At 66.2% G+C, this 18,392-nt stretch carries 14 protein-coding genes; 8 read left to right on the forward strand and 6 right to left on the reverse strand.

The window, feature by feature from the left end; all coding sequences use genetic code 11:
* Positions 1-292 precede the first annotated feature (292 nt).
* Positions 293-1,543 (forward strand): phosphotransferase, encoded by a 1,251-nt coding sequence (locus tag ON062_RS03335; RefSeq protein ID WP_274645704.1) that lies wholly within the window; start codon positions 293-295, stop codon positions 1,541-1,543.
* 14 nt (positions 1,544-1,557) lie between these two features.
* Here ON062_RS03335 and ON062_RS03340 read toward each other — a convergent pair whose 3' ends face one another.
* The gene (locus ON062_RS03340; RefSeq protein ID WP_274645705.1) at positions 1,558-4,923 is read right to left on the reverse strand and encodes an ATP-dependent DNA helicase; all 3,366 of its coding nucleotides are present in this window, start codon (positions 4,921-4,923) and stop codon (positions 1,558-1,560) included.
* Entirely contained in the window at positions 4,884-8,105 is a 3,222-nt protein-coding gene (locus ON062_RS03345) for an ATP-dependent DNA helicase (protein WP_274645706.1), read from the reverse strand. Before ON062_RS03345 ends, ON062_RS03340 begins: the two co-directional genes overlap by 40 nt.
* A 117-nt stretch (positions 8,106-8,222) precedes the next feature.
* On the opposite strand from ON062_RS03345, the gene ON062_RS03350 reads away from it, so the two are divergent.
* Together ON062_RS03350 and ON062_RS03355 are read left to right on the forward strand one after the other, a co-directional pair.
* Positions 8,223-8,447 carry a DUF3107 domain-containing protein gene (locus ON062_RS03350; protein ID WP_274645707.1) on the forward strand — a complete coding sequence of 75 codons (225 nt, stop codon included), beginning with the start codon at positions 8,223-8,225 and terminating at the stop codon, positions 8,445-8,447.
* A 1-nt stretch (position 8,448) separates the two neighbouring features.
* A complete protein-coding gene (locus ON062_RS03355; protein WP_274645708.1) occupies positions 8,449-8,739 on the forward strand; it encodes a hypothetical protein in 291 nt (96 codons plus the stop codon).
* Between the two features lie 31 nt (positions 8,740-8,770).
* On the opposite strand, the gene ON062_RS03360 is transcribed toward ON062_RS03355, so the two are convergent.
* Complete coding sequence (locus ON062_RS03360; RefSeq protein ID WP_274645879.1) at positions 8,771-9,484, reverse strand: ferritin-like fold-containing protein; 714 nt, start codon at positions 9,482-9,484, stop codon at positions 8,771-8,773.
* A 193-nt stretch (positions 9,485-9,677) separates the two neighbouring features.
* Between ON062_RS03360 and ON062_RS03365 the strand changes: the two genes are divergently transcribed.
* Both ON062_RS03365 and ON062_RS03370 read left to right on the forward strand, forming a co-directional pair.
* Positions 9,678-11,186 carry a DEAD/DEAH box helicase gene (locus ON062_RS03365; protein ID WP_274645709.1) on the forward strand — a complete coding sequence of 503 codons (1,509 nt, stop codon included), beginning with the start codon at positions 9,678-9,680 and terminating at the stop codon, positions 11,184-11,186.
* 106 nt (positions 11,187-11,292) lie between these two features.
* A complete protein-coding gene (locus ON062_RS03370) occupies positions 11,293-11,727 on the forward strand; it encodes an SHOCT domain-containing protein (protein WP_274645710.1) in 435 nt (144 codons plus the stop codon).
* 36 nt (positions 11,728-11,763) lie between these two features.
* On the opposite strand, the gene ON062_RS03375 is transcribed toward ON062_RS03370, so the two are convergent.
* Positions 11,764-12,627, reverse strand: coding sequence for a PHP domain-containing protein (locus ON062_RS03375; RefSeq protein ID WP_274645711.1), 864 nt, complete (start codon positions 12,625-12,627; stop codon positions 11,764-11,766).
* Between the two features lie 92 nt (positions 12,628-12,719).
* Here ON062_RS03375 and ON062_RS03380 point away from each other — a divergent pair, with 92 nt between their 5' ends.
* The 3 genes from ON062_RS03380 to ON062_RS03390 all read left to right on the forward strand — a co-directional run bounded on the left by ON062_RS03380 (position 12,720) and on the right by ON062_RS03390 (position 16,984).
* Positions 12,720-13,742, forward strand: a complete 1,023-nt coding sequence (locus tag ON062_RS03380; protein ID WP_274645712.1) for an endonuclease/exonuclease/phosphatase family protein — start codon at positions 12,720-12,722, stop codon at positions 13,740-13,742.
* A 40-nt stretch (positions 13,743-13,782) separates the two neighbouring features.
* The gene (locus ON062_RS03385; protein WP_274645713.1) at positions 13,783-15,192 is read left to right on the forward strand and encodes an aminopeptidase P family protein; all 1,410 of its coding nucleotides are present in this window, start codon (positions 13,783-13,785) and stop codon (positions 15,190-15,192) included.
* Positions 15,193-15,259: 67 nt separating this feature from the next.
* Positions 15,260-16,984, forward strand: coding sequence for a gamma-glutamyltransferase family protein (locus tag ON062_RS03390; protein WP_274645880.1), 1,725 nt, complete (start codon positions 15,260-15,262; stop codon positions 16,982-16,984).
* Here ON062_RS03390 and ON062_RS03395 read toward each other — a convergent pair.
* Together ON062_RS03395 and ON062_RS03400 are read right to left on the reverse strand one after the other, a co-directional pair.
* The gene (locus ON062_RS03395) at positions 16,966-17,673 is read right to left on the reverse strand and encodes an alpha/beta family hydrolase (RefSeq protein ID WP_274645881.1); all 708 of its coding nucleotides are present in this window, start codon (positions 17,671-17,673) and stop codon (positions 16,966-16,968) included. The genes ON062_RS03390 and ON062_RS03395 overlap by 19 nt on opposite strands.
* Positions 17,673-18,356 carry a general stress protein gene (locus ON062_RS03400; RefSeq protein ID WP_274645714.1) on the reverse strand — a complete coding sequence of 228 codons (684 nt, stop codon included), beginning with the start codon at positions 18,354-18,356 and terminating at the stop codon, positions 17,673-17,675. The genes ON062_RS03395 and ON062_RS03400 overlap by 1 nt, the downstream gene beginning before the upstream one ends.
* Positions 18,357-18,392 lie beyond the last annotated feature (36 nt).

An 18,392-nucleotide genomic window follows, 5' to 3' on the forward strand; every position in this document is an offset into this window, starting at 1 on the left:
CCGCACACCACCTCACGTGGCCGCCACTTGCCAGCGGAACCCGATCTCCGTGCAACACGAGGACCCGGGACCGCGGGTCCCTGCGCGCCTCGTCGACGGCATCCGGGCGGGCCCGCTCAGCACCCGGACGACGATATCCGACTGGCCTCAGGGCGGGATCAACGTGTGATGTCATATCAGCCAATCCTCCTGCGATCGGGTCGTCTCTCACGGCGAAACGCCCTCGGCGTGACTGGCACCTATCAGGGCGTGGCGCGGCGCGGGGCGCCGAGACCCGACCTACGCTGGGCTCATGGCACGCTCCCCTCTCACTCTAGCCGCGTCCGTCACATCGGCCTTGCCCGGTGCCGTGGCTACGAGGGTCAGCCCGCTCTCTGAACGCGTCAACGGAGCCTTTGACTCCGCACTCGTCGAGATAGACGGCGGCGTTCGAGTGGTCGTACGCGTACCGAACGATGAGAACGCAGCCGCACGGTTAGCCGATGAGCTTCGTGCTCTCGATGCGCTGACGGCTGGTGTGCGTGAGCTGCTGCCTTTCCAGGCACCCCACGTGCTCGGTCAATCGTCGCTGGGCGGAGTGCGCGCTGCCGTCATGAGCTACGTCCCTGGCTACCGGGTCGAGGCGCCGCACGTTCCCGCAGGACGCGGACTGGCACCCTCGCTCGGCGCGGCTATCGCCGCCGTTCATGCCCTGCCCACCTCGATCGTGCGCTCACCCGGGCTCCCCGCGCGCACAACATCGCAGGTGCGTGCCGAGGTCACGCGGCTCCTGGATAGAGCGGATGCCACCGAGCGCGTTCCGGTGTCGCTCACGGCCCGCTGGCGACGAGCGGTGGCCGACGACGGGTTGTGGCGCTTCGAGACCACGGTGACCCTCGGTGGCGTGACAGCTGCTTCCTTCGTGGTCGAGGACCTCGACGAGGTGCCGACGGTCACGGGACTCCTCGAGTGGCATGGGCTCGGTGTCGCAGACCCCGCTTTGGACCTCCAGTGGCTCGCCTCGTCCCCCGATGCGGCAGATGACGTCTTCGCGGCATACTCGGCGGCGGGAGGACGCTCTCCTGACCCGATGCTTCGGGCCCGCAGTCGCCTGTACGCCGAGCTCGAGTTCGCCAAGTGGCTAGTCCACGGCTACGACGAGGGCAACGAGGACGTGCTGACTGACGCGGAAGAATTGTTGCGGTCCCTCGCCCAGAGCACGGGCGGCGAGGATATTGCCGCAGAAGAGCTGTCGGATGCAGATTCGGCACTGGCTATGGTGGCCAATCTTGCGCCTTCGGCAGTGACCGTGGATACCTCGATGCAGACCGACGCGTATGACGCGGATGAGCTGTCAGGCTGGCTCACCGAAGACGATTCGCCCGCAGCGTCGCCCGAGGGTGCGGGCGAACCCGGCGGGTCGGTCCTCACCCCCGATGGCCAAGAACACGCGACCGAACCGATCGAGCTCGGCGATCTCGAGGCCGAGATCGCCGCTGCGGGGGATACCGAGGAAGCGGAGCGCGCCTCTGACGCCGCCCTCCGCCGCTGGCTCGCGGACTGACCCCGGACGCAGACTCAGCCGCGCAGGATGAGGTCGTCCGCGACGTAGTAAAGCGCCACGTCGATGTCGTCCATGGCCACTCCGTGTTTCGCGTGATAGGCGCGTCGATACAGCTCCAATTGCAGCATCCGCTCTGCTCGCTCGGCGTCGGTTTTGGGTGGCACGCCCGTCTTCCAATCCACGATTTCGATCCGCCCCCCGCGGTCGTCGCGGCGATAGACAGCATCGAGTTTGCAGATCACGACATGGTCTCGCCCGTCGAGGTCAGAATCGGTGAAGTTGATCTCGCTTTCCACTTCCAGCGGCGTCAGGTCCGCCCACTCAGACGCAAGAAAACGTTCGCGCAAACGAGCGAGCGTCGCGGCATCATCCTCTGACGCCACGCTCGCATCGCTCTCGACGTCACTTTCCCACAGCGCATCGTCGAGCGACGGCCCAGTCCCTGCGCGGCCGGAGCGTTGCTCGACCCACGCATGGAAGAGCGTGCCCACACGAGTCTGGCGATACGGTCTCTCAGGCAGCGGTCGCTCGATCTGCGCCACAGTCCCGTCGTAATCCGACACGAAGTCCTTGTAGCGCGATGCCGCGATCCGGGTCGGAGCAACGAGCGATGCGGCGCCCTGGCGCGCCTCACGTTCTGCAAGCAGCAACGCGACATCCCGGTCAGGGATCACGGGCTCGCTTGCGAGTGCCGTTTCCACTGCCGCTGCAGCGTCGAGCACGTGCGCGCGACGCGCTCCCAAGGGATCGAGCGGCCACCGCAAGAGGCGCCGCTCCCCTTGATACGGATTGTCTCCGGCATCACATCCCGACAGATCCATCCCTCGCGAGGCTGCGATCTCTCGAAAGAACACGCTCGGCTCGCGTGGATTCTTCGTCCCCGACCAGAACGACCCCGTCAGCAGGAGGTGATCTCGTGCACGCGTGACGGCCACATACGCCAGGCGTCGATCTTCGTTTACCCCGCGTGCGCGGCCCTCTTCCGCGAAATCCAGTATTGCGTCACGCATGGCCTGCGCGGTCGGGGCCTCGTCCTCGTGCCATCGCAGACGTGGCAACCAGTCGGCGTCGCCGCGGAACTCATATGGCAACACTCCGAAGCCGAGCCAGGCTCGCGTGTCGCGCGGCGCGCTGGGCAGTTCGTCCTTCACCACCCGAACGACCGCCACCGCGTCCCATTCCAGCCCCTTCGATCCGTGAATCGTCAGCAGCTGCACCACATCGTCTTCGGGAGGCTCAGTGCGCGGAGCGAATTCGTCCAGTTGCTCGGCATGGTCGAGCCACGCGAGAAGCGCGGGCAACGACCCGGACTCATCTGCCGCAAGGAAGCCCTGGAGCTCGTCGACGAATGCGCGCAGCTGCGCAGAGGCGACACGGGCTGGCCCTCGGGCCGCGTTCGACGCGAGTTCGATGTCGAGCCGCAACTCTGATTCGATCAGGCGCACAAGCTCAGGAATCGGAACACCGGCAGCACGTCGGAGGCCGGAGAGAACTTCGCCGGCCTCGCGCAAACGGGCGCGCGCGTCCACAGTGAAGCCAGCGAGCCACCCATGGTCGGCCGGGTGGCGAGCGATGAAGTCCAGAGCGTCGACCAGGCTGCCGCTCTCTTCACCCCCGCCCGAGCGCAAGCTTTCGAGCACGCCCGCGGGGAGGGGCTGAAGGGCCGCATCATGGCGCGCAATGCGCCGGCTGAGCGACGCCAACTCCCGTAGATCGGGAAGACCGATCTCCCAGCGCGGCCCGGCCAGAAGCCGAATCAATGCCGAGCCCGCGGTCGGGTCGCTGATCACCCGCAGTGTGCTCACGACGTCGACGACCTCCGGCGTCGACAACAGCCCGCCGAGTCCGAGAATGCGATGTGGGATGCCACGCTGCGCCAACGCATCGCCAAAGCGAACCATGTGTTTCTTGCTGCGGAACAACACGGCACCGGTGGTGGCGCTCCCTCGCGCCGCGCGTTCGGCGCGCACGCGTTCGAACCACTCTGCGACCCGGTCAGCTTCCGCATCGAGATCGTTGTCGAATGCCATCTCGACGTGTCCCACGGGAGCATCAGGACGGGCGCGGAGGGGCTCGACGGCGACGGGGGCGGATGCCGCGAGCGGCGCGAGAACCGCGTTAGCCGCGTCGAGGACGGCGGAACTGTTTCGCCAGCTGGTCACTAGCGAGTATTCGCCGCAGGTCATCGTCGGAGCGAACGCGTGAGCGAACCCGCCGAGATTCCCAGCACTCGCCCCACGCCACCCGTAGATCGCCTGGTGCGGGTCGCCGACTGCCATGACCGAACTGTCTGCGAACAACGTCGCCAACAGATCCGTTTGAACGACGGAGGTGTCCTGATATTCATCGAGGAGGACGACCCGGAACCGGTCGCGCATCTCCTCGCGCACCGTCGTGTGACTACCCACCACCTCGAGCGCGCCCGCAACCTGGTCTGAGAAGTCGATGACACCAAGCCGCTGCTTCTGTCGCCCATACTCGCGGGCAAGCTCCGCGAGCAGAGAGAGTCCGCTCACACGAGCGTGCGCGAGGACAACGTCGCGGTACACCACGGTGCGCGCAGAGGTAGATGGCCGCTCCAGCACGCTATCGAACCGCGCGGGAAAAGCGGCCAGGGCGTCGAGGTCCACCAGGTTATCGCTGCAGTCGCGTGCGATGCGCAGGGCCGCGTCGATCACCGTACGCAGCGCTTCGGTTCGGTGTTCGAGTCGGTCATCGTCCGAAGACAACACGACCCGCCGCATCAACAGCCACGCGGCGGACTCGGAAAGGATGGCAACCTCCGCATCGCGCCCCACCCGCACGGCATGCTCCCGCACGATTTGATCGGCGAAGCTGTTGTACGTCAACACAGTGGGTCGATGAAGCAGGGCATCCGCAGCGGCCACTTCCGGCGACGCCCCGACACGACGCGCCAGCGCGCGGATGACGTCTTGCCGCCTCTGCTCGCTCTCCCCGGGCACGCGTGTGCGCTCAAGTTCGCTGAACACCGCAAGCTCCCCGTGCGCGTGCAGCTGGTCGAGATGCGGCAAAAGTCCCGCGTGTTCGAACTCCGAAAGCCGGTGCAGGCGCTTCTGGACACGTTCCGCCAACTCGCCCGCGGCCTTCCGTGTGAAAGTCAGGCCGAGGACTTCGTGCCGTTGCACCCAGCCGTTCGCGACGAGCCACACCACGCGCGACGCCATTGTCTCGGTCTTACCACTACCCGCGCCCGCCACGACGAGCGCCGGCGCCATTGGCGCTTCGATCACGGCCGCTTGCGCTTGTGTGGGCGGGAACTGGCCCAACGCCGCAGCGATCGCGTGCGCGCTGACGGATACCTTCGACTTGCGCTGGTCGTTCACGATGCACTCACCGAGCCGATCGTGTGAATCCGACATAGTCCGTAGGAGTGTTCATCGCGGCAGTGCTCCTCATATGGCGCTCGAAAAACTGTGCCGCCCATCACTGACACGGCCTCACGCACGCGCGTAAGAAACGCATCACGTCGCTCATCATCGAACGGCGCTTGACGTGGTTCGGCGTAATCGAGGCGCGTCGAGGACGGCGTGAGCACGAGCAGCTTGGCTCCGCCCGAAGGATGGCCGGTCGCCGCAGGGATTGCCCCGAAATCGAAAGCCAGCTGGTAGGCCGCAAGCTGAGGATTCTCGAGCACTTTCGCGTCGGTCTGGGGCTCGCGCTTGCCGGTCTTGAGATCGACGATCACCACGGTTCCTTCGGCTGTGAGCTCCACTCGATCGATGTAGCCGGAGAGTATCGCCCCATGCGGAAACACGTTCGTGTCCATGGGAATCGCAACTTCGAAGTGCGGCTCGGCATCGAGCAGCGCTCCGCCGGACTGCTCGAAGCGACTCAGATACCTGTGCAAACGCCCGATCATGTCGCGCGCCCTCGCACGCTCCGCCCGGTCGCGCCACTCTGCCTCGAAGTCCAGTTCGCCCCACCTCGACTCGACTTGCTCCCACAGCTGAGCCTCCGTACTGCCTACAGAGTTCTCCAGTGCCGCATGAATGATGGTCCCCAACCCTGCTGTTGCACTACCCGCGTCGCCTCCGAGGTCGCCGATCACCCAGTTCAGCTCGCATTCCTCGAGCGTGTGCAGACGGGAGGGTGAGACCCTGATGGCCTCGCGGGCCACGTCGCGCACCGGTCCGTTCGACGTCGGACCCTTCACTCCGTACCAGTCCTGCGGCGATGCGCCGGGCACGCCTGCACGGGCGAGCAAGGCGAGCTGCCCGGCAGAATGGTCACGACGAGCCGGACTGGCTGATTCCCCTGCGAGGCGGCGATGACGAGCAACCAGTCCGCGCAGTGAGAGCGGGTGGTCAATCACTGCGCGTTGCGAATCGGGGAAGAACTCGAAAAAGACGCTCGGACCGGTGTCGTCATCGTCAACTGCGGTGACGATGAGGTGTTCCGTGGCCCGTGAGAGCGCCCGAACCAAGAGACGGAGCTCATCGCTCATCGCCTCGCGACGGCGATCCAATGTGTCCGTGACATCGGGCTCTTCATCGCCGCGAACAGCGGCACCCGCCAGTCGCCACGTCTCCAAAAGACTTCCGCGTAGCCGCGTGTTCGGCCACACACCGTCTTGGACACCGGCGACGACCACTGTGTCGAACTCCAGTCCAAGCGAGCCTGCGGGAGTCATGACCCGCACAAAATCACCCGATTGTGGTGCATCCAGGCGGTCATCTGCGACGGCACTGTCGATCACACTGCGAACGAACACCATCGGATCGGCATCGAGGGAACGTTCGACGAATCGCTTCGCTGATTGGAACACCGCCACAACCGCATCAAGGTCGCGATGGGCGCGCTCCGCCACCGGGCCACGTCCTCGGGCGGCATCCGACCATGCACGCTCCAAACCGCTGCGACTCCACGCAGTCCACAGCAACTCGTGGGCGGTCGCCCCCTGCCTAAGCCCAGTCCGCAGCTCCTCGAGCGTACGAGCGAGCACGGCGGCGCGGCGCGCCTCTCTCATATCCACGAGATCGAGCTCGAGCGGAGTGCGCATCGCGCTAAGCAGCAACTCCCGGCCGCTTCGTTGGCCTCCCTCTGCGAGTTCGCGATGACGCAGGGCCGAGCGCAACCGTCGAACATCGACGGCATCCAACCGCCCAAAAGTGCCCGAAAGCGCCGCTGTGATCTCGTCAGCCGTCCAGTCAGTCGCTGACGCCAGCTCCAGGAGGTGCATCAAGTCGCGCACAGGGGCGAGCGCGCCGAGTGCATTCCCTGCCCCCGCAGTTCGAGTCGGGACTTCACGCGCCGCCAGTTCCGTGTGAAGCGCCGCAACCTGACGCGTGTCGTGCGCGATCACGGCACACTGTGACCATTCCACCCCGTCGTGCACGTGGCGTTCACGCAGGAGTCGCGCAATCAGATCAAACTCTTCGGCACTGGAGCGCGCGGTCAACGCGCGCAATGACGGTTCCGTGCCTGCGGCATCTCTTTCGGCGGCGTGTCTTTCGGCGGCATCGTGCGCTGCCGGCGGAGTGCGGTGATGGACGACTCCGACCGCGCCGATACTCTGCGTGACGCGGCGAATCACGTCGTGCTGCGCTGGGGTGCCACGGTGCACGCCGTCTAGCACCATGGGCGTGCCGATGCGTGCCACCAGCGACGCGAAGTTCGCTGGTGTCGCCCCCCGGAACGCACCGGATCCCACATCGGGGTCACCGAATGCCATCACCGCGATGCCACGGGAACGCAAGGCGTCGACCAACGCCACGCCGCCGTACGTGAGTTCTTGAGCATCATCCACGAGCAAGACACGCAATCGGTCGAGGGTCTCAATCCCCGGCGCCTCTCTGCGCACGATCTCAACGGCCTCGCGTACGAGTCCCGCCGCATCGCGGTGGGCACCGCGCATCACCGCGCGAACCTGCCGATACTCGGCAAGGAAACTCGACAGGGACTGCCAGATGTCGTGCCCGTCGCGAGCGCCCAGCGCGCGTAGGCGATCGGGGCCAACACCCACCGTCGTGCACTCGGCGAAGAACGTGCGCACCTCCGCACGGAAACCAGCCGTAGCGCGAATCTCGGGCGAGAGCCACTCAGGCCAGCGGGACTCACCGGCGCGCTCATCTTCTGCGTCCCCGGCGAGGAGATCCCCGATGATCTGGTCTTCGTCCGCTCCCGTGAGTAGTTGCGGCGAAGGCTCTCCCGCCATCACCGCCGCTGCGCGCACGATCTGAAAGGCGAAGGAGGTCAGGGAGCGAGCCAGCGGGCCGGACGTCGCTCGTCCGACGGCCACCGCCAGTTCATCCCGGAGCATGGTTGCACTCTGCCGAGAGGGCGTCACGGCAAGAATCGCATCCGGCGGAAGCGCCTCAGCGCCGCGCGTGAGATGCACGGCGCGACGAACCAGCGCGGTCGTCTTTCCGCTCCCCGGGCCGCCGACGATGACCGCAGAGTCGCTCACCGGCCGCGCGATCACAGCCGTCTGCACAGAATCGAGAACGGCACTCAATACGCCATCGTCGCGTCGCGCACTCCCCTGTCGGCTGGCCTCATCCACCCCTCGACCGTAGCCGTACGTTCCGACACTCACGGGCATGCCTCATCGACCGTTCGCGCAGAGCGAGCGCCCAGCGACCGAGGCAACGGGGCGTGTGTCGTAGGCTTGCGGTGCACCCGGATATCGCCGGGGCAGCACCGCGAAAGAGGGCATCACGTGGAGATCCGCATCGGCATCGCGAACACCGGCCGCGAGCTCAGCTTCGACACCAGCGAGACGGCTGCAGCCGTGAAGAAGTCCGTGGGCGCAGCCCTCGACGCCGGGGCCACTCACGTCTCATTCACCGACGTAAAGGGCAACTCCTACATCGTTCCCACCGCCGGTCTGGCGTTCATCGAGATCGGGACCGAAGAGTCGCGCCGCGTCGGTTTCGTGGCCTGACATGCAGATTATTCTGGCGCTCGTCGTGGGCGCCGCGATCGGCGCCGGCATCCACTTTCTCGTCCCCGATCGCTATACGCGCGGGGTCGCTTTCGCACCTGTGTTGGGTGCCGCATCCGCGTCAGTTGCATGGGCCGTGATGACGTGGGCTGGCATCGGGACCGACAGCGTCTGGCTCTGGCTGTCGATGCTCATCGTGCCGCCGGTGGTGACGTATCCCGTCACGCTGGTGATGGCGCGCCGCCGCATCGAGCACGATGCTCGCGAGCGTGTCGAACTGGGCATCGCCTGACTCGCGCCCGCATCAGTGGGGCGGTTCCGACTCAGGCCGCAAGGCCCATAGCGTCCATTCGCCGTGAGTGGGCCGCCATCAATTGGGTGAACACCGGTTCGACTTTCTCTTCGTCCGCAGCGCCGAGGGTGGCCGGGCGGAGCGCAGAACGTGCGATCAGCAGCGTGTCGCCGACGAGACGGCGACCCCACATCGCCAGCAGCCACCGCCACTGCTCGTCGTTCGCGATGGCGCGGCCGATGATTTCGACGATCGCCTCACGATCGTCATCGGCCCGCAGAGTTCGCGCGACGCGCGCGCCGGTATCGCCGTAGCTCGCCGACAGCGCGAGATAGAAATCGTCGAGCATTCCGGCCGTGATGTGGACGGCGAGCATGGTCTCGAACGGCCGGACCCCGTGCGTCTCGCGTCGAAACGCGTCCAGGGGTTCGCGGAACGGCAGCATCAGCGCGGTGGGATCGGCACCCCGATCACGGATCAACGCGACGAGCCCTTCATGCTTATCGAGGGCTGCGCCCGCCGCTCTCGACAACGACTCTTTGTCCGCCAACTCGGGTGTGTGAGCGATCAGCTCACTCAAGGTTTCGAAGTATCCGAGCTGCAGGTACGCGGCTTGACCCAGGAACGTATCGATGTCGGGCGCAAGCTCCTCGAAGTCCACACGCGTGGTGTCATCGACGTCATCGCGAGAGCGCAGCTGCAGCTTTCGGCCCGTGTCGCGCCGCTTCCAAAACCAGTTCACCACGCCGTTCAGCATACGACTCGGAGGCATCCGGGCACTCCTCGGCTATTCTGGAAGGCGTCCCGGCGTCGGATCGGGACCCCCGCGCCTGGGCTCGAGAGAAGGCGTGGATCGCTTTCCGCCCGCGTTGCATGTCGAACACGACACGCCGGGGCTTAGAACCAGGCAGCATCTCACTGCCGGACAGGCACAGATTGTGACGACCTTCGCCGAACTCGGCGTAGACCAGGACATCGTCGACGCGCTCCAGGCGAAGGGCATCATCGATGCGTTCCCTATTCAAGAGCAGACGATCCCGCTTTCCCTTCCGGGTCAGGACATCATCGGGCAGGCGAAGACGGGAACCGGCAAGACGTTCGGGTTCGGCATCCCGGTCGTTCAGAGACTCGGGCTTGAGCCGACTCACGGAGTGAAGGCACTCATTGTGGTGCCCACGCGTGAGCTCGCGGTACAGGTCTACGAAGACATGGATATGCTCACCCGAAACCGGGCCACGAGCGTGGTGGCGATCTATGGCGGCAAGGCGTACGAGGGTCAGATCGATCAACTCAAGGCGGGCGCGCAGATCGTCGTCGGCACCCCGGGTCGCCTGATCGACCTGAGCAACCAACGACTCCTCGATCTGTCGCACGCGACCGAGGTCGTGCTGGACGAGGCCGACAAGATGCTTGATCTCGGCTTCCTCGCCGACATCGAGAAGATCTTCCAAAAGGTGCCGGCGATCCGCCACACGCAACTCTTCTCCGCAACGATGCCCGGCCCGATCGTCGCGCTGGCTCGACGGTTCATGTCAAACCCGATTCACATGCGCGCCAGTGACCCCGATGAAGGCCTCACGCAGGCAAACATCCGCCATTTGGTGTACCGGGCACACTCGCTCGACAAGGACGAGGTCATCGCCCGCATTCTGCAGGCCGAAGGTCGAGGGAAGACCGTAGTTTTCACCCGGACCAAGCGTGCCGCACAGAAGCTCGTCGACGAACTGAACGATCGCGGGTTCAACGCCGGGGCCGTGCACGGCGACATGAGTCAGGAAGCACGCGAGCGTTCGATGGCGGCGTTCAAGTCCGGCAAGAAGGACGTGTTGATCGCTACCGACGTGGCCGCACGTGGAATCGATGTCGACGACGTCACCCACGTCATCAACCACACGATTCCTGACGACGAGAAGACGTACCTGCACCGCGCGGGCCGCACGGGTCGAGCGGGAAAGACGGGAATCGCCGTCACCTTTGTCGACTGGGATGACCTCCACAAGTGGGCGCTGATCAACCGCGCCCTCGATTTCGGTCAGCCCGAGCCCGTGGAGACCTACTCGTCGAGCCCCCATCTGTACAGCGATCTCGATATCCCCGCCGGAACGAAGGGACGCATCCGCACGGCCCCGAAGGCCGACCCCGCAGCGAAGTCGGGTGCGAGCCAGAAGAAGGATGCCACCCCTCAGGCCGACGCCTCGGCGAACGACGGACCCGGGACATCGTCTCGCCGCCGTCGCCGCCGTCGCTCAGGCTCGGGCACCGGCGCATCTGTTCCCGCTACGCACGGTGAGCCGGCGCCGGCGGATGTGTCCGCCGAAGGTGCGGGAACCCACGATGGTGGTGGATCCGAACACCACGACGGTAAGCCGGCACCGCGCCGCCGCCGCCGGCGTCGCGGTGGCGGCGGCGGGTCGAACGGCACGCCGAGCGCCCCGACCAGCGCGTAGCGCGCCCACAACGGAACCAATCCGCACGGAGTGGCGCATGTTCGCTAAGGTGTGATCGACGCGGCGCGGATGGCGCCGCCACATCGCATGCAGAAAGGCACCCCCCGTGCGACTTATCGACGCCGTCACCACCTCCTACGAGTACCAGGGTTTCTGGGGATCGTTCTGGGACATCATCTGGTGGTTCCTGCTCATCTTCGTCTTCATGTCCTACCTGTTCGCGCTGTTCGCCGTGATCGGCGACCTGTTCCGGGACCACAAGCTGAACGGCGGGTGGAAGGCAGTGTGGATCTTCTTCCTGATCTTCGTGCCCTTCCTCACTCTGCTCGTCTACCTGATCGCCCGTGGCAGCGGAATGGCACGTCGTAGCGCCGAGGCCGCCGCAGACATGAAGCAGGCCCAGGACGAATACATCAAGTCGGTGGCCGGGGGCTCGGCCGCCAGCCCGACCGAAGAGATCGCCAAGGCGAAGGCTCTTCTGGATGCCGGCACCATTACGCAGGCCGAGTACGACGCGCTGAAGGCCAAGGCCCTGGCCTGATAGGTCCGCGCACCCCTCGCGAAGCGCCCTCGTCTCCTACGGGTAGACGGGGGCGCTTCCGTGTGCGCGGTCGATGATGCGCTGCACCATCTCGGGTGCTGTTGTGTGCTCACCAGGCAGGTTGGGCTTGCCCATCCCGTGGTAGTCGCTTGACCCTGTGACGATCAGATCCCGGTCTCGACATATCCGTGCGAGAGAGCGCGTGGCAGCCGGTTGATTCTCGCGGTGTCCCAGCTCGAACCCCGACAGTCCCGCGTCAAGCATTCGCTCGGTGAGCGGCGCAGGCAGCAGTCCCGCGCGCCCCGCAGGGTGCGCCACGATCGCCACTCCCCCGGCACCGACAATGGCAGCGGTCGCGGTGACGGGATCGGGCGCGTACAGCGCCACGTAATACTCGCCACCCGGGTGCAGGATGCTGTCGAACGCCTCGCTACGATCGCGCACCAGCCCGCGACTGACCAAAGCATCAGCGATATGCGGGCGCCCTACCGTCGCGCCGTCAGACGTATGCGCGAGGATGTCTTCCCACGTCAGATCCATGTCCCGCGCGATGCGATCAGCCATCGCGCGGGCGCGTTCCAACCTCGACGACCGGATACGGCTCGTCAGGTCACGAAGTGTCGCATCATCAGGATCGAACAGGTACCCCAAGAGGTGCACGCTTCGCCACTCATGCCGAGAGGACAGCTCCATCCCTGGCAGGAGGAGCATGTCGAGGGACGCGGCGGCGTCGGCGGCTTCCGCCCATCCCGACGTCGTGTCGTGATCGGTCAGCGCAACCGTCCGCAACCCGTGGCGATGAGCGGATGCCATCACCTGGGCCGGCGGCTCCGTACCATCGGACTGGGACGAGTGCAGGTGCAGATCGCACGGGCCTGCGATGTGCGTCGTGCCGTGCATGAGTCGACAGTAGCGTCTGGCAGACACACCCGGGCGTCGTCTACACCCCGGCCACCGACCGATTTCTCAGACTGCTCGCATAGAGTCACGGCGTGCTTCGCCTGTTCGGGATCCTCGTCACCGTGGTCATCGCCATTGGCGCGGCGATCCTCACATGGCCGACGTTCTTCCGTGTCGACCGCGTGTACCCGATCGCTCAGATCGTGTCGTTCCGCGGCATCCTGCTGGCGTTCTTCATCGCCGCAACTCTCCTCGCGTTGCTGGTCGCCCTGATTCGGCCGCTCCGCGCGTTCGCACTGGGTGTGGCGCTCGTCCTTGGCATCGCGTCCATCGCCTCTGCCGCGATCGTGTTCGTGCGCGGCGGTGACGGTGACGATGCCTTCCCTCAGCAAACTGAGACCAGCGTGCGAGTCATGACATGGAACACGGCCGGCGACGCCACGCCCGCCGATACCATCGCGAAGATCGCGGTCGCCATGAGCGCCGACATCGTCGCGCTGCCGGAGACCACGATCGAGACAGGCGAGCAAGTCGCTATTGCGATGCGCGAACTCGGACACCCGATGTGGGCTCATCACACCGAGTATGGCGAGGATGGATGGGATGCCAGCTCCACGACGCTCCTGATTACGCCGGAGATGGGTGACTATGCGGTCATCGAATCCTCGATCGACGGCGTGACCAACACCTCCACGCTCCCCAGCGCCGTGGCTGCTCCGACCGACGGCACAGGACCGATCGTGGTGGTCGCGCACGCGGTGGCACCGCGAGAGGCCTACATGGACGCGTGGCGCTCTGACCTGCAATGGCTTGCCGATCAATGCAGCGATGCGAACGTGATCATGGCCGGCGACTTCAATGCGACCCTCGATCACTTCGGCGGTCTCGGCGTGGATGGCGCCGACCTCGGACATTGCCGGGATGCCGCGCTCGAGACCGGCAACGCCGCGGTGGGCACCTGGCCGGCCACGCTGCCGACGCTGGCGGGCGCTCCGATCGATCATGTGATGGCGAGCGAGAACTGGCAGGCGACAGGATCGATCGTCCTGCGATCGCTCGACGACTCCGGCTCGGACCACCGCCCGCTCATCGTCCAACTCGAACCCACTCAGTAGTGGCCTCGCCGACCCTGAATTGGCGTGCGAGACTGGGAGTATGAGCACGGCAGGCGACAGCACGACCGAGACCCCCGCACCGGCGTCCACGAGCACCAACCGACGGCAGCCCTACGGCCAGGGCTTCCTCGACACCATTTCGACCGGTTGGTCCGATCGACCCGAAGTCGTCCCGCCTGCTCGAGAGCAGGCACCGTACGCCGCCGCCCGGCGGGATGCGGTTTCGGCGGCGTTTCCTGGCAAGCGGCTGGTCATCCCCGCCGGAGAGTTGAAGCAACGCAGCAACGACACCGACTATCCCTTCCGCGCCCACTCGGCGTTTGCGCACCTGACAGGCTGGGCCGCCGATGCCGAGCCCGGTGCGGTTCTCGTCTTCGAGCCGCGTGAGCAGGCCGGTCATGATGTGACGCTCTACTTCCGTGAGCGCGCCGACCGCACGACGGCCGAGTTTTATTCGGATGCCACGATCGGCGAGTTCTGGATCGGTCCCCGCCCCGCGTTGGCGGGTGTGGCATCCGATCTGGGGATCTCCACCGCGCACATCGACGCGCTCGAGCATTTCGATGATGACCTCGTGCTCGACGAAGACGCCGACCTCACCCGGGTCGTCTCAGAGCTGCGTCTCGTCAAGGACGAGTACGAGATTGCGCAACTGCGACACGCGGTTGATGTGACGGCGCGCGGATTCGACGACATCGTCGCGCACTTCGACGAGATCATCGCCCATTCTCGGGGGGAGCGCGAAGTGGAGGGCATCTTCCATCGTCGTGCGCGCAGCGACGGCAACGCGGTCGGCTATGACACCATTGCGGCATCCGGCCCGCACGCCTGCTACCTGCACTGGACGCGCAATGACGGCGCCGTCGTACCGGGCGATCTCATTCTGATCGACGCGGGAGTCGAAGTCGACAGCCTATACACCGCCGACATCACTCGCACGTTCCCGGTCAACGGCACGTTCAACCCGGTGCAGCGCAAGGTGTACGAGGCCGTGCGCGAAGCCGCGGACGCGGCATTCGCCGCAGCGCGCCCGGGCGTAACTTTCCGCTCCGTGCACGACGCTGCCATGCGCGTGATCGCGGAGCGGGTCGCCGAGTGGGGCCTGCTTCCTGTCACACCAGAGGAGGCATTGTCCGCCGATGCGGGCGGTCACCACCGTCGCTACATGGTGCACGGCACCAGCCACCATCTCGGCATCGACGTGCACGACTGCGCGCAGGCGCGGCGCGACCTGTACTACGACGGACTCCTCGAGCCGGGCATGGTGTTCACCATCGAGCCCGGACTGTACTTCCAGATCGACGACACCACCGTGCCCGCGGAGTACCGCGGCATCGGGGTGCGCATCGAAGACGACGTCCTGATGGGGATCGACGGGCCGGTCAATCTCTCGGCTGACATTCCACGCACGGCAGACGAGATCGAGGCCTGGATGGCGCGCGGCAAGTAGCACGCCTGTGTCGTTCGCCGCTCCCCCGCCGTTCACCACTCGCCCCCAGCTGACCGGCACGTTCGGTATGGCGGCGTCCACGCACTGGCTCGCCACTGCTGTTGCACAGGGGACGCTGGAACGCGGGGGGAATGCATTCGACGCCGCTGCTGCCGGCGCGTTCGTTCTGCACCTCGCCGAGCCGCATCTGAACGGACCCGGCGGAGACCTTGTCGGGATTTTCGCCACGGCCGATGCCCCCTGCGAACCGCGCGTGCTCATGGGGCAGGGGCCCGCACCTGCCGGTGCAACAATCGACCACTTCGTGAACGAGGGGCTCGACATGGTCCCCGGAGCGGGCGGCCTCGCCGCGGCGGTTCCCGGCGCGGTAGATGCCTGGCTCATGCTCGTGCGTGATCACGGCACGATGGAACTCGGCGATGTTCTCGCCCCGGCGATCACGTACGCGCGTGAGGGCATCCCTCTCCTCCCCACTACAGTGGCGACGATCAGCCAGGTAGCTGATCTCTTCCGTGAACACTGGCCGTCTTCGGCCGATCTGTGGATGCCGTCGGGCGCCGTCCCTTCAGGCGGCGATCTGTATCGCAATCCGGCCTACGCGAATGTGCTCAGCATGCTCGTGGACGTCGGCAGCGCAAGCGACAGTCGCGAAGCGCGTATCGATGCGGCGCGCGAAGAGTGGGCGACCGGCCTGGTCGCGCGCGCCACCGAACGCTTCTTGTCGCGCCCTCACCGTCACTCCAGCGGTACCGACCACGCCGCGGTCATCACCGCCGCCGACTTCGCGCAATTCCGCGCATCTTACGAGCCAGCTGTCACGGCGTCCTTCCGAGGCCACGTCGTTGCGAAGGGCGGCGCCTGGTGCCAGGGCCCCGCGCTACTCGAAGCACTCCGCATTCTCGATCCGCTGCCCGACGAACACCTCGACCCCAGCACCGAGGTCGGTGCGCACACCATCATCGAGACCCTCAAGCTCGTTCTGGCTGACCGTGATGCACACTTCGGTGAGGGTATGGATGCCGCGCGCGTGCTCACCGACGAGTTCATCGCTCAGCGGCGGACGCAGCTCGAGGCGACCGCCTCGCAGGAGTGGCGGCCCGGCATTCTCGACGGACAGCGAGGTTTCACGCCGCCGCTCATCGCACGCCCACCCAGCACCGGCGCGGGCACCGGCGAGCCCACGGTCTCGCGCACGGGCGACACACGCGGCGACACCTGCCACATCGACGTCGTTGATCGCTGGGGCAACATTGTCGCTGTCACTCCGTCGGGGGGCTGGCTCCAGTCCTCCCCGACGATCCCCGAGCTCGGCTTCTGCCTGGGCACGCGGCTGCAGATGACGTGGCTCGATCCACAGGCGCCGTCTGCCCTGAGACCTGGCGCACGGCCCCGAACGACGCTCACCCCCACCCTCGTGCTTCGCGACGGCTACGCCACCATAGCGCTGGGAACACCAGGCGGCGATCAGCAAGATCAGTGGCAGCTGCCGATGCTCTTGCGCATGCTCGTCGGTGGGTGGAGCGCCCAGGAGGCGATCGATGCACCGACTCTCCACACGATCGCGATGGTGGAATCCTTCTGGCCCCGATCCTGGGACGCAAGCGGGGTCATCGTCGAGGACCGACTGGGAAGCGCAGTGATCGAAGGATTGCGCCGCCGCGGCCACGTTGTCACTACGGCGGGCGATTGGCGGCTCGGCCGTCTGTCGGCCGTCGGTATCGACCGCGCACGCGGAACCCTCTGGGCGGCCGCGAACCCCCGCGGCATGCAGGGCTACGCCGCGGGCCGCTGAGATCTCCGCCGCACCCAGGCGCTCACGCGTTCGGCCAAGGCGCGCCCGACCTCCTCGGGCGATCTCCGGAGGCCGGCGACCTCGAACGAGTGGCCCCCGCCATCGACCCATTCGATCTCGGCGTCCCGACAGCCCGCAATCGCCGTTTCGAGTTGTTCATGTGGATCTACGAACGGATCTCGCGTACCAGAGATGAACAGCTGCGGCTGTACAACGTCGGGCAAGTGCTCCACGCGCGGCTTCTCGGGGTTGCCCGGCGGATGCAGCGGATAGCCCAGATACACCAATCCCGTCGGGTCGATCTCTCCTTGGGCTGCCGCCATCGATGCCATGCGGCCGCCGTACGACTTGCCCGCGGCCCACAGGCGGCACTCTTTCGTTCCGGCTTGGACAGTGAGTGCTCGGGTGTGAGCGTCGATCGCGGCCCAGGTTGCGATCGCGTGCGCGGCCGGACCAGGCATACGTCGACCGGCCTGCAGATAGGGGAAAGTGAATCGCACGGTCGCGATTCCGTGATGGTGAAACCCGTCGATCAGTCCGTCGAAGAATGGATGCCGGACCCCGGCGCCCGCCCCATGGGCGCACACGATCACATCCTGCGAACCTGCGGGGATGGCGTGCCACGCCGAGACCGTGACGTCGCCTTTTGGGAGCCGGACCACGACCTCCGCTTCGAGTTCCTCGATCATCACGGGTCAGAACGTCGTGGTTCAGACTCGCCGCCCGGTGCGGCCGGGTCGGACCGCTCGGGTTCAGAGACCTGCTCCCCTGTCGGAGCCGTGATGCGCTCCCCGTAGCGGGGCGGTTCCTCCGGGCGCGAAGTGCGTCTGTTCTCGGGCTCGGAACCCACATCGACGGTGGCCGCGTCTGCCGCTGACTTTGTGGCTCCGCTCGACGATGGGGCGGGTGACGCCATTGCCTGTCGTGCCTTGTGAAAGCTGGACGCTGCGACGGTTACCTCATAGTGATCAGCGATGACCTGCATCACCGATGCGTAGGAGCGCCGCCGACGGACGAACGCGAACGTGATGAGGCTGAGCAGCATCCCGATAGCTACGCCGACAAACAGCACTCCGACGAAAGCCTGGATCGGCACTGTTGTCGTACCGAGAACCAAGATGGCGGAGAACAGCAGGCCGAGCAGAAGCCCGTTGATCGCTCCCGAGCGTGCGGCCGTGGCATAGCCTAGGCGACCGGTGATGCGCTCGACAGACCGAAGACCGAGCCCGACGATCGCAATGTCGCGTGCGGGCACCTCCGCAGCGATCAGCGTTTGCACGAGCTTCTGCGCGCGCTCGTAAGTGGAAAAGCTGGCGAGGGTCTGTCCGACGTCGTCGGAACCTTGGGGAAAGCGTCCGCCGATCATGCTCATCTCCCCATCCTCCCACGAGGGCACGACTACGCTGGA

The organism is Microbacterium sp. C7(2022) (genome assembly GCF_028823665.1).
GTDB lineage: Bacteria > Actinomycetota > Actinomycetes > Actinomycetales > Microbacteriaceae > Microbacterium.

What these genes read in the sequence shown, in the direction of transcription:
- ON062_RS03345 (WP_274645706.1), bottom strand. Translation starts at nt 8,105, where the DNA reads ATGCCCGTGAGTGTCGGAACGTACGGCTACGGTCGAGGGGTGGATGAG.
- ON062_RS03340 (WP_274645705.1), bottom strand. Translation starts at nt 4,923, where the DNA reads ATGTCGGATTCACACGATCGGCTCGGTGAGTGCATCGTGAACGACCAG.
- ON062_RS03355 (WP_274645708.1), top strand. Translation starts at nt 8,449, where the DNA reads ATGCAGATTATTCTGGCGCTCGTCGTGGGCGCCGCGATCGGCGCCGGC.
- ON062_RS03395 (WP_274645881.1), bottom strand. Translation starts at nt 17,673, where the DNA reads ATGATCGAGGAACTCGAAGCGGAGGTCGTGGTCCGGCTCCCAAAAGGC.
- ON062_RS03400 (WP_274645714.1), bottom strand. Translation starts at nt 18,356, where the DNA reads ATGAGCATGATCGGCGGACGCTTTCCCCAAGGTTCCGACGACGTCGGA.
- ON062_RS03385 (WP_274645713.1), top strand. Translation starts at nt 13,783, where the DNA reads ATGAGCACGGCAGGCGACAGCACGACCGAGACCCCCGCACCGGCGTCC.
- ON062_RS03375 (WP_274645711.1), bottom strand. Translation starts at nt 12,627, where the DNA reads ATGCACGGCACGACGCACATCGCAGGCCCGTGCGATCTGCACCTGCAC.
- ON062_RS03335 (WP_274645704.1), top strand. Translation starts at nt 293, where the DNA reads ATGGCACGCTCCCCTCTCACTCTAGCCGCGTCCGTCACATCGGCCTTG.
- ON062_RS03390 (WP_274645880.1), top strand. Translation starts at nt 15,260, where the DNA reads ATGGCGGCGTCCACGCACTGGCTCGCCACTGCTGTTGCACAGGGGACG.